This is a genomic window from Parapusillimonas granuli, assembly GCF_013416525.1.
Classification (GTDB): Bacteria; Pseudomonadota; Gammaproteobacteria; order Burkholderiales; family Burkholderiaceae_B; genus Parapusillimonas; species Parapusillimonas granuli.
Genome location: NZ_JACCEM010000004.1, coordinates 280,819 through 295,234 on the forward strand (window position 1 = coordinate 280,819; position 14,416 = coordinate 295,234).

The following is a 14,416-nucleotide window of genomic DNA, read 5'->3' on the forward strand; positions in this document are numbered from 1 at the left end:
CCGGCGCCCCACTCTTTCTATTTGAACGTCTTAATTTCGGAGCCCCATCATGTCGGCAGCCCCTTCCTTTCATTGGCAAGACCCCTTGTTGCTGGATTCCCAGCTCACCGAAGAAGAGCGCATGGTGCGCGACGCCGCGTACGCGTACGCCCAGGACAAGCTCGGAAGCCGCGTCCTCGAGGCATTCCGCCACGAACAGACCGACCCGGCGATCTTCTCCGAAATGGGGGAACTCGGCCTGCTGGGCGCCACCATCCCCGAAGAATACGGCGGCGCGGGCCTGAACTACGTCAGCTACGGCCTGATCGCGCGCGAAGTCGAACGCATCGACTCCGGCTATCGCTCCATGATGAGCGTGCAGTCCTCGCTGGTCATGGTGCCCATCAATGAATTCGGCAGCGAAGAACAGAAGCGCAAGTACCTGCCCAAGCTGGCGCGCGGCGAATGGATAGGCTGCTTCGGGCTCACCGAGCCCAATCATGGCTCCGACCCGGGCGGCATGGAAACCCGCGCCGTCAAGACGGCCGACGGCTACAAGCTCAGCGGCAACAAAATGTGGATCACCAACTCGCCCATCGCCGACGTCTTCGTCGTGTGGGCCAAAGTGGTGGGCGGCGATGACGACGGCAAGATCCGCGGCTTCATCCTCGAAAAAGGCATGAAGGGCCTGTCCGCCCCCGCCATACACGGCAAGGTCGGCTTGCGCGCGTCGATCACGGGCGAAATCGTGATGGACGAGGTCGAAATCCCCGCGGAACAAATGATGCCCGGCGTCAGCGGCCTGCGCGGTCCCTTCACCTGCCTGAACTCGGCCCGCTACGGCATCGCCTGGGGCGCGCTGGGCGCCGCCGAGGCGTGCTGGCACACCGCGCGCCAGTACACGCTGGACCGCAAGCAGTTCGGCCGCCCCCTGGCCGCCAATCAGCTGATCCAGAAGAAGCTGGCCGACATGCAAACCGAAATCACGCTGGGCCTGCAAGGCTGCCTGCGCCTGGGCCGCATGAAGGACGAAGGCACGGCGGCCGTGGAGATCACGTCCATCATGAAGCGCAATTCCTGCGGGAAGGCGCTGGACGTCGCCCGCATGGCGCGCGACATGCTGGGCGGCAACGGGATCTCGGATGAATTCGGGGTGGCCCGGCATCTGGTCAACCTGGAAGTCGTCAATACCTACGAAGGTACGCACGACGTCCATGCGCTGATTCTGGGCCGGGCGCAAACGGGGCTGCAGGCGTTCTTCTGATTTTTCTCAGGCGTGCGGGCTCGGTGCGGCGCGATGTGATCGATACATCGCGGCGGCGTCCCGCATGCTCACGAACTGCGCGCCTTCATCCTGGAACCGGCGTATCAGGCGATCGAGCAGGCGCATCCGATGCCCCCGGCCGATCACGAAAGGATGGAAGGTGAAGGTGATGATGCCCCAATCCAGGCTTTCCTTCAGGTAAAGGAAGTCCTCCGTCCAGTTTTCCAGCACATTGCTCACATTCTGCAAGCCCGGTATGACGGAACCGCCGGCCCGCAAGTATTCGAAATGCGGGAAATCATCCAGCGACCAGCTGACCGGCAGCTCGATCAAGGAGGTTTCGCGGCCGAAGGTGGCGGGTTCATCGAACGGCACGACGTCGCCTTGCCGCACTGGATAGGGCATGTAGTCATGCCCCATCAGGCTCGAGTCGTATTCGAACCCGTGCGTCAGCAGCAGCTCGACCGTGTGCTCGCTCAGATCCCATGAGGGCGACCGATACCCGACGGCGTTCTTGCCCGTCAACCGCCGGATGGACGCATTGGCCCGCTCCAGGCCGGTTTCCTCTTCTTCGCGGGAGAGCTGCGCCGGGGGGACGTGCGTCCAGCCATGATGGCCGATTTCATGCCCGGCGGCCATGACGCGGCGGCAGATTTCCGGATAGGTTTCCAGCGTCAGGCCGGGAATGAACCAGGTGCTGGTCACGCCCCGCTCTTTGAGCAGCTGAAGCACGCGTTCCGCCCCGACGGCGCAGAACTCGCCGCGCGACAGCGGCGTGGGCGTCGACAGGCCTCGCGCCAGCCAGAGCGACAGGGCGTCGAAGTCGAAAGTCAGGCATACGATAGGTGATTTCATGCGGCCATTCTATCGAGCGCCGGCCCGCCTGAAATATGACCTTGATTACATTTGCGCGCGGATTTCGCAGGGGAAATCCCGAGTTGCGATTCGGTCGGACCATGCTAGGATGAAGGCCCCAATGGGCCTCCCCTCTTGACGTTTGCGAATGACGAAGGCAACCTCCCCATCACGCAGCGCGATCCGTCCGCCCCAGGTTGTTTCCGCCCATGACGTCATCAAGGCCACGCGCTGGTTCGAGTCGCTGCCCGACGAAGTGCTGGCGGCCTTCGCAAGCCGGGCATACGTGCTCTCGCTCGAACGCGGCGCGCTGCTCACCCGCAAGGGCGAGCACCCTCCCGGGGTCGGCATCCTCATCAGCGGCGCCATATGCGCAAGCACCGTCTCGCTCGAAGGGCACGAATTCACCCTGTCCATGACGGAGTTCGACGGCATCATCGGCCTTGCCGCCGCGCTCGACGGGAAGCCTTCCCTGCGAGACAGCCGCGTACTGTCGGCGGCCAAGGTGCTGATCATCCCGCGCCCCGACTTTCTTGCCGTGCTGGACCAATACCCCGCCTCCTACAAATGCTTCAGCCACGCGCTGTGCGACCGCATACGCACGGCCAACCGCATCATCGACGAACTGGCGCTGCTGTCCCTGCGGCAACGGCTTGCCCGCCTGCTGGACATGCTCGTCGACACGGCCTCCGGCAACGAAGCGGCATCCCCCGGGCTGATCGTTCAAACGCAGGATGAACTGGCCCATCTGCTCGGCGTATCGCGGCATGCCGTCAACCGCGAACTCAAACGGATGGAACAGGCGGGCATGCTGCAGGTCGGCTACGGCAACATACAGATCACCGACCGGGGCCTGCTTTCACAGATCATCGTACAAGACTGAAAGCCGCGCCGGCGGCTACGCCTTGCCGCCGAGCCGGCAAGCCAGGTCCGCCAGGTTGCCGGCGCCCATCGGCATGGCGCCACGCTCCACTTGGCGCACCCTCTCCGCCACCGCCGCATGGGTGTCCGCGCGCTTGCCGCAGGCCGGGCCGCGGCGGGCGATGCAGCCATTGAAGAACTCGACTTCGGTCGGCCGGCCGCGCAGCATGTCCTGCAGCATGCCTGACCGGAAATCCACGCGCTGCGCCAATGCCTGGGCGTCGAACGCCGCGTGCAACCGTTCGCGCGCGCCGGGCTCGGCTACCGCCGCGCCATGCCAGACGGCGGCTTCCACGCCCAACAGCATGCTGGATGCATAGCCCAGGCCGTCGCCCACCGACAAGGCTTCGCTTCCCAGCCGCGGCAGCAGCGCCCGCGCATGCGGATCGCGGTACAGCGCCGAGACCGCCAGGCCGCTGATGGCGCACAAGCCGGAGGACAAACAGTTCAGGCTCAATTTCCGCCATCTCCGGGCCAGCAAGTCATCCACCACGACGGCATGATCCACGACGGCAAGCAGTTCGGCGATCCGATGGGCACGCCGGCTGCGCTCGCCGTTCAATTCGCCGATCTGGAACACCTCGCCCAGCCCGGACGCGCTATCGCGGCGAATGCGGCCCGGTTCGATGATCGCCACGTTCAATCCCGTCGCGATTCCACCCAGGACATGGTCCCGCCCGACGGCCGCCGCAATCGCTTCATCCACCAAGCCGTTCTGGAGATTGACCAGCGGTATGCCGGACAAGCCCGCCCGGGCCAGCGCGTCCAGCGTGGCCGAAGTCTCGTAGAGTTTCGTACACAACAGGATCAAGTCCGGACGGACGGCCAAGCGATCGAGGCGAGACAGGGGGATGGCGGGCGGGCGAAACGTGCTCGTCCCCTCCGGCGATTCGAGCACCAGGCCGTGCCGCCCAATGGCGTCCACCTGCGCTTGCCACCCGTCCGCCAAGGTCACGGCGCATCCCGCCTGGTGCAGCAGCGCGCCGATGTAGCCGCCGACGGCGCCGGCGCCCATGATCAATATGCGCTCAGGGGCGCACGGCCCGCTCCGCGTTGCGGACATGCGGTCACTCGACCTTGATGTTGGACGCACGGATGATCTCCGCGAACTTCTCTTTTTCTTCGGCGATGAATTTGCGGAAGTCCTCGCGCGTCAATGAACCGGGTTCGAACGCCAGCTCGGCGAACTGCCGCCGGACCTCTTCGCTCTTGAGCGTCTGGACAGCGGCGTCCTCGATTTTGTCCAGGACGTCCTTGGGCGTTCCCGCGGGCGCGACCAGCCCCCACCAGGCGCTCATGTTCAAACCTTTCGGCCCGCCGCTTTCCTCGAACGTCGGCACATCGGGCAGCGCGGCGATCCGCTCGTCGCTGGTTACGGCCAGGCCGCGCAACGCGCCGGAAGCCACATAGGACCGCGCGCCCGGAATCGGGATGAAGGCCATCTGAACGTGTCCGCCCATCAGGTCCGTGATCATCGGCGTATCCCCCCTGTAAGGCACGTGCACGATATCGACGCCAGCCAGGCTCTTGAAACGCTCGCTCGTCAGGTGGATGCCGGCGCCTATGCCGGATGACGCATACTTCATCTGTCCCGGCCTGGCCTTCGCCTCTTCGATCAGCTCCTTCACGTTGGCGGCTTTGTCTTTCGGATTGACCGCCAGCACATAAGTGGTCGACACCGCCAGCGCGATGGGGTCATAGCTCGTCACGGGATCGTAGTTCAAGCCCTTGCGGATGCTGGGCGCCAGCGCCTGGGCGCTGGACATCATGTATAGCGTGTAGCCGTCCGGCTTCGCGCGGGCCGCGGCTTCGGCGCCTATGCTGCCGGCCGCGCCGGTCCGGTTGTCGACGACGGCCTGGACGCCCAGCCGCTCCGACAGCCCTTTCGCAACGATCCGGCCAACGATATCGTTGCTGCCGCCGGCCGGGTAGCCGACGATGATCGTGATCGGCTTGGCCGGCCAGGCCTCCGCGGCGGCCGCGCCGTGCGCGACGCCCAGCGCGGAACATAAACCAATGGCGCTCAACAGGAAACGTGGGATTTTCATCAGAATCACCTCTACGCAATTTCGGAGTTCAGCCGGCATCCGCTCGAGCGCGGCGGCCGGCGCGCTAGTCTGCACAACAGAAAAGGTCAGGCCGGCCAATCCGCCAGGGAGGCCGGCTGCGGCATCAATGTGTTGGGCTTCACGTCGACGCGGAACGGCATGGGAACGCCGGGCGGCGCATCGAAATCGAAGGCGCCGATCAGCATCGCCAGCGTGACGTACAGGCCGGTAATGGCCACCAGCTCCACGACGACTTTATCGCCGAACGCGTTCAATGCCTGCCGGAAGGTGTCGTCCGTCACCCGATAGGTGTTCAATAGCTCGACACAGAACTGATAGAGAATGCGGTCATCCTCGCGCTCGAAGCGAGGCAGCCGGTATTCCGACAATGCCGCGATGATGTGCTCTTCGATACCCGCCTCGCGAGCGGTGGGCAGGTGGTCCATCCACTCCAGGGGCGCATTGCACGCCCTGCCGACGATCAGGATCACCAGCTCGCGCTTGCGGTAGTCCATGCTGCGGCGGCGCAGATAGGCCGCATAGTGGAAAATGTGCGGTGCGAAGGCCGTGCTGCGCAACCATGTCCGGTGCGTCGCCATCATGTCTCCGCCAATGGTCTCCGCAAACCAGTCGCACAGCTCGCGCTGCTCCTCGGACATGGTTTCCCGGGTCAATGGGTCTAAACGCGCCATATTCATCCTCCTCAAGGCTGGTCATCGTCGTGACCAGTCTAGGAGGGAGCGCCGCAAGGAAATAGCAACTACATAACAATTGCCCCGGGGGCGCCCTGGCGCCCGGAGCGGGCCAGGGCCGGCCGGCGCATCACGCGCCTTGAGGTTCGCCGCCGCCCAGGTCGAACAGGCTGGTCGCCTCGACCTCGAACACATGTTCGTCGCGCTGGTTGAACAGGCGCCAGGTCCAGCGCATGATTCCCAGGTCATCGCGCGAAGAAGACACGCGCACCGAATCGATCGTGGCCTCGAGGCGAAGCGCATCGCCCGGCCGCACCGGCAGAATCCACCGCAAGCGTTCCACCCCCGGGGAAGCGAACGATTCCGAATCGTGCAGAACCGCCGCGACCGCCATCCGCATCGCCACGCCGCACGTCAGCCAGCCGCTGCTGATCAGCCCGCCCCAGCGCCCCTTGCGCGCCGCTTCCTTGTCGACATGGAACCATTGAGGGTCATAGGCCCTCGCAAACGCCAGCATCTCCTCCTCGCCGACCACCACCGGCGGATGCTTGAACACCATTCCCGCTTTCAGCTCATTAAATTTCATTACAATGCTCCAACCCCAGCCATCCGGCTTCAGTGCCGGCCGTCAACCCCGCTTCGGGCCGATGCCGCCAAGCGCCGGGCGAAATACGCAACTATATAACACAACACCCCATGCAGCCCATCACCGCGATCATCCTGGCCGCCGGGCGGTCCAGGCGATTCGGGCGCGACAAGCGCCTGGAGCCCGTGGACGGCGTCCCCATGCTCCTGCGCACCGCGCTGGCCTACCAGGGCGTGCTACCGGACACCACCGTCATACTCGGGCGGGAAGACCACGAACATGCGGCCATGCTGGCCGCGCACGGCATCGCGTCCCTGCTGACCGAAGCGTCCGAAGGCGGCATGGGCGGCACGCTGTCCTGGGCCGTGCGCCGGCACGCCCAGGCGCAGGGCTGGCTGATCACCCCGGCCGACTTGCCCTTCATACGGCCCGCGACCATCCGGAAGGTCCTGGACGCCGCCGCGGACCACCCGCTGGCCGCGCCCGTCCACCAGGGCCTCCGCGGCCATCCCGTCTGGTTCCACCACCGCTACCTTCCGGAACTGAGCGCCATCCAGGGCGACCAGGGGGCGAAATCCGTCCTGGCGGCCCATCGCCGGGACCTGTGCCTGATCGACGTCGACGACGCCGGCTGCGTGCGCGACGTCGACCAGGCTTCCGATCTGGCTATGCGCCCCGCAAGCCCGTAATGGTCAGGCGCGGGGACAAGGCCTCCTGGCTGACCCGCAGTTCCAGCAATGCGGCGCGCCCCGATGCGCGCGCCCGCTCGAACGCCGGGGCGAAATCCTCCGTGCGCTCGACCCGCTCGGCATAGGCGCCATACGACCGCGCAAGGGCCACGAAATCCGGGTTCACCAGATCGGTGCCATGCACCCGCCGGGGATAATGGCGCTCCTGGTGCATGCGTATGCTGCCGTACATGCCGTTGTTCACGACGATGAAGACGGGATCCAGCCCGTACTGGATCGCGGTGGCGAGCTCCTGCCCGTTCATCAGGAAGCAGCCGTCGCCGGCAAAGCACACCACGGTCTTGTCCGGGTGGACCACCTTCGAGGCGATCGCCGCCGGAACGCCGTAGCCCATGGTCCCGCTCGTGGGCGCCATTTGCGTGCGCAGGCCCCGGTATTGGTAGTGGCGCTGCACCCATAGCGTGTAGTTGCCCGCGCCGTTGGTGATGATGCTGTCCGCGGGCAGGGTGTCGCTCAGGTGCTTCACGATCTCGCCGAGGTTGACCGCGCCGTCCATCGGCTCGGGCGCCAGGAAGTCCAGGTAATCCCGCCGGGCGGCCCGGGTCCATGCGCCCCAGGCGGGCGTCTTGCGGCCGGGCTCCAGCGCGGCGGCGGCCTTGGCGAAGTCTTTCGTCGCCGCAACGATGGACAGCTCCGCCTGATAGACGCGGCCCAGTTCGTTGGGATCGGGGTGCACGTGCAGGAACCTCTGCGCGGGGCATGGCACGTCGAGCAGGCTGTAGCCGCTGGTCGTCGTTTCACCCAGGCGCGCGCCGACGGCCAGGATCAGGTCGGCCTCTTTGATGCGCGCGGCCAGCTTGGGGTTCATGCCCAGGCCGGCCTCGCCCACATAGCTGTCGTGGCGGTTGTCCAGGAGATCCTGGCGCCGGAAGGCGCAAGCCACCGGCAGGTCGAAGGCCGCGGCAAAGCGGCCGATGTCGTCGCCGGCTTCGCGGGTCCAGCCTCCGCCGCCGAGGATCATCATGGGACGCTCCGCCGACTCCAGCGCGGCGGCCAAGGCCAGCATGTCCGCCACCGCGGGCGCCGAATGCGGCGCCCGGAAGGGCCGGGCGCTCGCCGCGGCGACCGGCTCGACCAGCATGTCCTCCGGCAGGGCCAGCACCACGGGCCCGGGCCGGCCGGAAGTCGCCACGTGGAAGGCCCGGCTGATGAACTCCGGAATCCGGCGCGGGTCGTCGATCTGCTCGACCCACTTGGCGATATGGCCGAACATGTGCCGGTAGTCGATTTCCTGCCAGGCTTCGCGGCCCATGCAGTCGCGCCCCACCTGCCCCACGAAGACGATCAGGGGCGTCGAGTCCTGCCTGGCGGTATGGATGGCGATGCTGGCATTGGTGGAGCCCGGCCCGCGCGTGACGAAGCAGATTCCCGGCCGGCCGGTGAGCTTGCCATGGGCTTCCGCCATATGGGCCGCGCCGCCTTCCTGGCGGCAGACGATGAGGCGGAACTCGTCCCGAAATTCGTACAAGGCGTCGAGCACCGCCAGAAAGCTTTCCCCCGGCACGCAATATGCCGTATCGGCGCCATGCAGGCGCAAGGCGTCCACCAGCACCTGGCCGCCCGTGCGCAATCCGTTTCCTTCGCTCATTGTTTTTTTCTCCCTGTGTCCCTGGGCGCGGCCGCGCAAGGCGCGCGACGGCGCCACGGAACGCTAAACATTGTCTTGTTCCTGCCGGCCCGCGGACGCCGCGGCGGCACGCATGTCCCTGAGATAGCGCCCGTCGACTTCCGCCAGGTCCGGGCAGCCCAGCAGCGCCAGGTCCACATCGATCTCTTTCTTCAATAGATTCAAGGCATGGCGCGCGCCCGCCTCGCCGCCCGCGGCGAGGCCGTACATGAAGGGCCGCCCGGCGAATACGAAATCCGCACCCAGGGCCATGGCCTTGATCACGTCGGTGCCGCGGCGAAAGCCGCCGTCGACGATGACCGCCGCGCGGGTCGTCGCCGCCGCGATCTCGGGCAGCACCGCCAGCGTGGAGACGGCCCCGTCGAGCTGGCGGCCGCCATGATTGGACACGAAGACGCCGTCGACGCCTATGCTTTCGGCGGTGCGCGCGTCTTCGGCGCGCAAAATGCCCTTGACGACGAGCTTGCCCTTCCACGAATCCCGTATCGCGCGGATTTCCTTCCAGCTCATTGCGGCCCGGCCGGCGCGATGATCGCCTTTCTGCGCCACGATGATGGGGCCGCCGCGTTCCGCGGTGAAGTTCTCGAAATGGGGGATGCCCTGCCGGGCCAGCGTTCTGGCGAAGGTGCCCAGCAGCCAGCCGGGCTTCAGCATGCCCGACACAACCAGCTTCGGCGTCCATCTGAGAGGAATCGAAAAGCCGTTGCGCAATTCGTTCTCGCGCGTGGAGGCGATGGGCACGTCCACCGTCACCACCAGCACGCCGACGCCCGCCGCGCGCACCCGCTGCAGCAAGGGTTCGATGACCGCCATATTGGCCGGCAGATAGGCCTGGTACCAGGCGTCCGGATTCTCGCGCAGCACACGCTCCATGGGCGTGGTCGACGCGGCGCTGAGCACGAAAGGCACGCCCGCCGAAGCGGCGGCCCTGGCCAGCGCGCAGTCCCCATCGTAGGCGACCACCCCGCACACGCCCATGGGGCCGATCCCGATGGGCATGGACCAGGTCTTTCCGAACAGGCCGGTGCTTTGCGATCGCCGCGACACATCGACGAGCGCATGCGGGGTGAACGCCCAGCGCTCGAAGGCGGAACGGTTGGCCCGCAAGGTGCGATGGTCTTCGGACGCCCCGTCGACATAGCCGTATATGCCCGCAGGCAGGCGGCGCTTCGCGGCTTTCTGAAGATCGGCGATCGACAACATGGCGTTCATGCCCATATGCTCATCCGGGAACCGATCATGATCCGATGAACTTCGGCGCGCGCTTTCCATGAAAGGCTTCGACGCCCTCACGGAAATCGTCGGAGGACCGCAGGCGGCTGTAGCAATGGCCTTCGAGCTCTATCGCCACGGACAGCGTCGCATCGTCCGTGTCGTTGAGCAGCTTCTTGGCCGTGCGCTGGGCCAGGGGCGAGAAGAACAGCAGCTCCTTCACCAGGCTGTCCGTGGCGGCTTCGAGTTCGGCCAGCGGGACGAACTCGGTGGCGATGCCCCAATCGTAAGCCTGCCGCCCCGGCACGCGGCGCGAACGCATGACCACGTCCTTGGTCCTCGTGATGCCCACCATCTTCTGCAGGCGGGCAGAGCCGCCGGATCCGGGAATCTGGCCGAGCTTCTGCTCGGGCAGCGCGTAGAGCGTCGTGTCGGTCACGATGCGGAAATCGCAGGCCAGCGAGATTTCGAAGCCGACGCCGAAGCAATAGCCCTGGTTCACGGCGATCACCGGCTTGGAGCAGCGGGCCGGCGCGGCGATATTCCATGCGAGCTTGGACACGTGCTCGGGGCTGGCCTCCAGGAAGCCCTTGATGTCGCCGCCGCTGGAGAAATGCTCGCCTTCCGCGCGCAGGACGATGACGCGCACCTCGTCGTTCTCGTCCAGCGATTCGAACACCAGGCGCAGCTGGTCGCGCTGGGCCATGGAAATGATGTTGAAAGGCGGGCGGGCCAGCACGACGTCCGCGCGCCCGGTCCGGGCGTCGATGCTGACATGGAAGCCGTCCAGCCGTTCGAGCTTGTCCTGTGCGGAATGTTTGAGTTGGGACACGATGTTGTTCCTTTCTTCGGCGATGCCGGAAGTGTAAGTTAATATGAATCGGCGCCGGCGGGGCGGATGCCGTCCCAGCGCCTGGTCAGCTTGTCATGGGGAATGTCGAAAAGGTCCAGGACCCGGCCCACGGTATGGTCCACCATGTCGTCGATGGACGCCGGCCGGGCATAGAAGGCGGGGACCGGCGGGCAGATGATGGCCCCCATTTCGGTCGCCGCCGTCATGTTGCGCAGGTGCGCCAGGTTCAACGGGGTTTCGCGGGTCATCAGGGCCACCCGGCGGCGCTCTTTCAGGGCGACGTCGGCCGCGCGCGCCACCAGGTTGTCGGCCAGCCCCAAGGCGATGGCGGCCAGCGTCTTCATCGAGCACGGCGCCACGATCATGCCGGCATTGGGGAAGGACCCGCTGGCGATGGTGGCGCCTATGTTCTTGACGCTATGGACCACGCCGGCCATGGATTCGATCTCGGCCCGGGTGAGGTCCAGTTCCTGCGACGCCGTCAGCGCGCCCGACTGGGACAGCACCAGATGGCTCTCCCAATCGGGCAGGGTCTGCAGGTGCCGGAGTATGCGTACGCCGTACACCGCGCCGCTGGCCCCTGTAATGGCCACGATCAGTTTCTTCTTGGAACTCTGCATGGCGGTTCTCAGAGGCTGTCCCAGTCGATCCGGACGCCCGGCACGACCTCGGCCGACAGGTCGATGTCTTTTTCGCCCGGGATCATGACCTTGGTGAACACGTGATCGTGATAGCGGACGGGGCGTGTGGCGTCCAGCCCCATCTTGGCGCTCATGCCTTGCTGATGGAGCTCGAGTTCGGCGGTGTCCCGGCCGCCGTGATACAGCGTGGTGGACGGATCCAGGACGGAACCCTGCGCCCCCGCGATGACGACGAGATCCCGGTCCGCCTGGAAGCGGGTCGAAACGGCCCATTCCACCTGCTGCGGCTCGTGCACGTCCACGTCCTCGTCGACCACGACCACGTGCTTGATGTCGTAGTGCGCGCCGAACGCGCACAGGATCACGTTCTTCGGCATGCCCTCGTGCGTCTTGCGCAGCTTGACGAACAGGTGGTAGCGGCCCACGCCCCCGATGGACAGGTGCACGTCCAGCACGCCGGGAAAGCTGCGCTGCAGATGCGCGAGCAGCGTGGCCTCCCGGGGGATGGAGCCCAGCAGCAGGTGCTCCATCTCCGCCGGCACGATGGTGTGGTAGATGGGGGATCGCCGGTGCGAGACCAGGTCCACGTCGATGACTTCGCGGAACTCACGGGCGCTGTAGTACTTGGGAAATTCCCCGAAAGGGCCTTCCTCGTCGCGCTCGCCCGGCAAGATGCGCCCCTCGATGACGATTTCCGCATGGGCGGGCACGCGCACCTCGTTGCTCAGGCACTTGGCCACCTCCAGCGGCTTGCCGTGCAGCGCGCCCGCGATCTCCAGTTCGTCGTAATCGATGGGCGTGATGGCTTGCGACGCCAGCAGGGTCAAGGGGTCGGCGCCGATCACGATCGCGATGGGCAAGGCCTGGCCCGCGGCCTCCGCCGCTTTGTAGAAAGCGTGCAGGTGCCGCGGCAGCATGAGCAGGGCCATGCGGCGCTTGCCGTGCACCTGGATGCGGTTGATCGACACGTTCTGGACGCCGGTCACGGGATTGCGCGCGATGACCATGCCCGCCGTGATGTAAGGGCCGCTGTCGTGCTCGCTGTGCGTGGGTATGGGCAGCAGGTCGTGCATGTCGACCTCGCGGTGCACCACCTGCTGGCAGGGCGCCTGGCCCGCGGGCGTCTCCTTCCAGGGCAAGGGGTTGTCGGCCGCCTGGCGAAAACGCGCCAGCAACTCGCCCTCGTCGACGCCCATGGCTTCGGCGATCCAGCCGCGGCGCGACATGAAGCCCGAAATCACGGGGATCGGGTGCCCGTCTGGCTTGGGAAAATAAGCCGCCTTGCTGCCGTCCAGCCGCTTCGCAATGGCGGCCAGCCTATGCTTGAGCGGCGTGTTCTCACGCAGCACCGCCACGCGGTCGGTCTCGGAAAGACGGCGCAGCCAGCTCCGGAGGTCCGGATAGACGGTGTGCGTTGACGATAGACTCATGTTTCTGTGACTCCTGTTGGTTGGTCGCTCTCGTATTCACCCGCCACGAGCTTGCGGCGCAAAATCTTTCCGACCGGCGACTTGGGAATCTCGCGGACGAACACGTATTCCCGCGGGCGCTTGAAGTTCAGCAGGTCCGACGCGCGGCAATGCGCATCGAGCTCGCCCGCGTCGACGGCATGCCTGCGCTTCACGAACGCGACGACGCGCTGCCCCCATTTCTCGTCGGGCAGGCCGGTGACCGCCACTTCGTCCACCGCCTCGTGCAGCGACAGGACCGACTCGATGTCGACCGGGGAAATGTTCTCGCCGCCGCTGATGATCATGTCGTCGACCCGCCCCGTCACGAAGAGGTCGCCGTCGCCGTCGATATAGCCGGTGTCGCCGGTGAAGTACCAGCCGCCGCGCATCGATTTGGCGTCGGCGTCGGGCCGGTTCCAATACCCCTCGAAGGCTTCGTCGCCCGCCAGGTCGGCGATGATCTGCCCTTCCACGCCCCGCTCCACCTGCTCGTCCGGCCCCGCCGCATCCAGCCTCACCAGCCTCAGGCGGGCATTGATGCCGGCGCGCCCCGCGCAGCCGGGCTTGTCCAGGGCGCGCTGGTTGATCGAGACGGTGTAGATCTCGGACGAGCCATAGTGATTGACGAATAGTTCCGGCTGGAACACTTGCTGGACTTTCCTCAGCAGGCCGTCCGACATGGGCGCGCCGGCGAACCCCAGCTTCCGCACCGACCCGATGTCCGTCTTCCGGTGCTCCAGCGCGCCCAGGATTTCATGGTAGAGCGTGGGGACCAGGTACAGGCAGCTTATCTTTTCCGATTCGATCAGGGCCAGGGCGCCCCGGGCGTCGAACCGCGGCATGCAGACGAACACGCCGTCGACCAGCGCCATGGACAGCAGGGAACGCACGCCCATCGTGTGATACAGCGGCATGACGCCCAGGGTGCGCTCGCCCGTGCGGTAAAGATTCTGCGCCACGTGCCCCAGGGCGGCCGCGCGCTCGTGCCGATGGCGGCGCGGCACCCCTTTGGGCTTGCCCGTGGTGCCCGAGGTGTAGAGCATGAGCGAATAATCGCCACTGTCGGCGCACGGCGTCAGTTCGTCCGCGCCCTGCGAGCACAGGGCTTCGAAGCTCGCGCCGCCCTCGCGGCGGACGGCGCCGACGGACACGCGGGCGATGCCGCCGGCCTCGGGGGCGCCGAGCACGGCCTCTTCGCTGACCGCTTCATAGAAAACGGCCTTCACCTGCGCATCCTGGATGCAGTATCCGACCTCTTCCGGCTTGGCGCGCCAGTTCAGCGGGGTGACGACCAGGCCCATGAATTGGCAGGCCCAGTGCAGGGTCGCCATCTCATAGCGGTTCTGCATCACCGCCAGCACCCGGTCGCCGCGCGCGAGCCCCAATTCCCGCAGCCCGCGGACCAGCCGCGCGATCTCCGCCCCCCATTCCGCATAGCTCAGCTTTTTGTCGCCGTCGACGATCGCCGGCGCGGCGGGGCTGCGTTCCATGCTCTGGAGGAATGTTCTACCCAAATCCAGCATTTCCTTCTCCGGTGT

The 14,416-nt window shown here is 66.3% G+C and carries 14 protein-coding genes; 3 read left to right on the forward strand and 11 right to left on the reverse strand.

Annotated elements, in window-relative coordinates:
• Positions 1–49: 49 nt before the first annotated feature.
• Positions 50–1,243: an acyl-CoA dehydrogenase gene (locus tag H0A72_RS08960; protein ID WP_180154730.1), complete on the forward strand. Its 1,194-nt coding sequence runs from the start codon at positions 50–52 to the stop codon at positions 1,241–1,243.
• 6 nt (positions 1,244–1,249) lie between these two features.
• Here H0A72_RS08960 and H0A72_RS08965 read toward each other — a convergent pair whose 3' ends face one another.
• Positions 1,250–2,098 (reverse strand): polysaccharide deacetylase family protein, encoded by an 849-nt coding sequence (locus H0A72_RS08965; RefSeq protein WP_180154731.1) that lies wholly within the window; start codon positions 2,096–2,098, stop codon positions 1,250–1,252.
• Positions 2,099–2,246: 148 nt separating this feature from the next.
• Here H0A72_RS08965 and H0A72_RS08970 point away from each other — a divergent pair, with 148 nt between their 5' ends.
• Positions 2,247–2,981 (forward strand): Crp/Fnr family transcriptional regulator, encoded by a 735-nt coding sequence (locus tag H0A72_RS08970; protein ID WP_180154732.1) that lies wholly within the window; start codon positions 2,247–2,249, stop codon positions 2,979–2,981.
• A gap of 15 nt (positions 2,982–2,996) precedes the next feature.
• On the opposite strand, the gene H0A72_RS08975 is transcribed toward H0A72_RS08970, so the two are convergent.
• From H0A72_RS08975 to H0A72_RS08990, 4 genes are all read right to left on the reverse strand, one after another.
• Complete coding sequence (locus H0A72_RS08975) at positions 2,997–4,082, reverse strand: ketopantoate reductase family protein (protein WP_180154733.1); 1,086 nt, start codon at positions 4,080–4,082, stop codon at positions 2,997–2,999.
• A 4-nt stretch (positions 4,083–4,086) separates the two neighbouring features.
• The gene (locus H0A72_RS08980; RefSeq protein WP_180154734.1) at positions 4,087–5,067 is read right to left on the reverse strand and encodes a Bug family tripartite tricarboxylate transporter substrate binding protein; all 981 of its coding nucleotides are present in this window, start codon (positions 5,065–5,067) and stop codon (positions 4,087–4,089) included.
• Between the two features lie 86 nt (positions 5,068–5,153).
• On the reverse strand, positions 5,154–5,759 hold the full coding sequence (locus H0A72_RS08985) for a carboxymuconolactone decarboxylase family protein (protein ID WP_180154735.1): 606 nt from the start codon (positions 5,757–5,759) through the stop codon (positions 5,154–5,156).
• 130 nt (positions 5,760–5,889) lie between these two features.
• Positions 5,890–6,345 (reverse strand): MaoC family dehydratase, encoded by a 456-nt coding sequence (locus H0A72_RS08990; protein ID WP_180154736.1) that lies wholly within the window; start codon positions 6,343–6,345, stop codon positions 5,890–5,892.
• Positions 6,346–6,455: 110 nt separating this feature from the next.
• Here H0A72_RS08990 and H0A72_RS08995 point away from each other — a divergent pair, with 110 nt between their 5' ends.
• On the forward strand, positions 6,456–7,034 hold the full coding sequence (locus H0A72_RS08995; RefSeq protein WP_180154737.1) for a nucleotidyltransferase family protein: 579 nt from the start codon (positions 6,456–6,458) through the stop codon (positions 7,032–7,034).
• Here the strand turns inward: H0A72_RS08995 and H0A72_RS09000 are convergent.
• The 6 genes from H0A72_RS09000 to H0A72_RS09025 all read right to left on the reverse strand — a co-directional run bounded on the left by H0A72_RS09000 (position 7,012) and on the right by H0A72_RS09025 (position 14,401).
• A complete protein-coding gene (locus tag H0A72_RS09000) occupies positions 7,012–8,682 on the reverse strand; it encodes a thiamine pyrophosphate-binding protein (RefSeq protein WP_180154738.1) in 1,671 nt (556 codons plus the stop codon). The two genes, H0A72_RS08995 and H0A72_RS09000, sit on opposite strands and share 23 nt — an antisense overlap.
• Positions 8,683–8,745: 63 nt before the next feature.
• The gene (locus H0A72_RS09005) at positions 8,746–9,933 is read right to left on the reverse strand and encodes an alpha-hydroxy acid oxidase (RefSeq protein WP_246436906.1); all 1,188 of its coding nucleotides are present in this window, start codon (positions 9,931–9,933) and stop codon (positions 8,746–8,748) included.
• A 25-nt stretch (positions 9,934–9,958) separates the two neighbouring features.
• Positions 9,959–10,765, reverse strand: a complete 807-nt coding sequence (locus tag H0A72_RS09010; RefSeq protein WP_180154740.1) for an enoyl-CoA hydratase-related protein — start codon at positions 10,763–10,765, stop codon at positions 9,959–9,961.
• 38 nt (positions 10,766–10,803) lie between these two features.
• Positions 10,804–11,406 carry a UbiX family flavin prenyltransferase gene (locus tag H0A72_RS09015; RefSeq protein WP_180154741.1) on the reverse strand — a complete coding sequence of 201 codons (603 nt, stop codon included), beginning with the start codon at positions 11,404–11,406 and terminating at the stop codon, positions 10,804–10,806.
• 8 nt (positions 11,407–11,414) lie between these two features.
• Complete coding sequence (locus H0A72_RS09020) at positions 11,415–12,857, reverse strand: UbiD family decarboxylase (protein ID WP_180154742.1); 1,443 nt, start codon at positions 12,855–12,857, stop codon at positions 11,415–11,417.
• Positions 12,854–14,401, reverse strand: coding sequence for an AMP-binding protein (locus H0A72_RS09025; protein WP_180154743.1), 1,548 nt, complete (start codon positions 14,399–14,401; stop codon positions 12,854–12,856). The genes H0A72_RS09020 and H0A72_RS09025 overlap by 4 nt, the downstream gene beginning before the upstream one ends.
• Between the last annotated feature and the right edge of the window lie 15 nt (positions 14,402–14,416).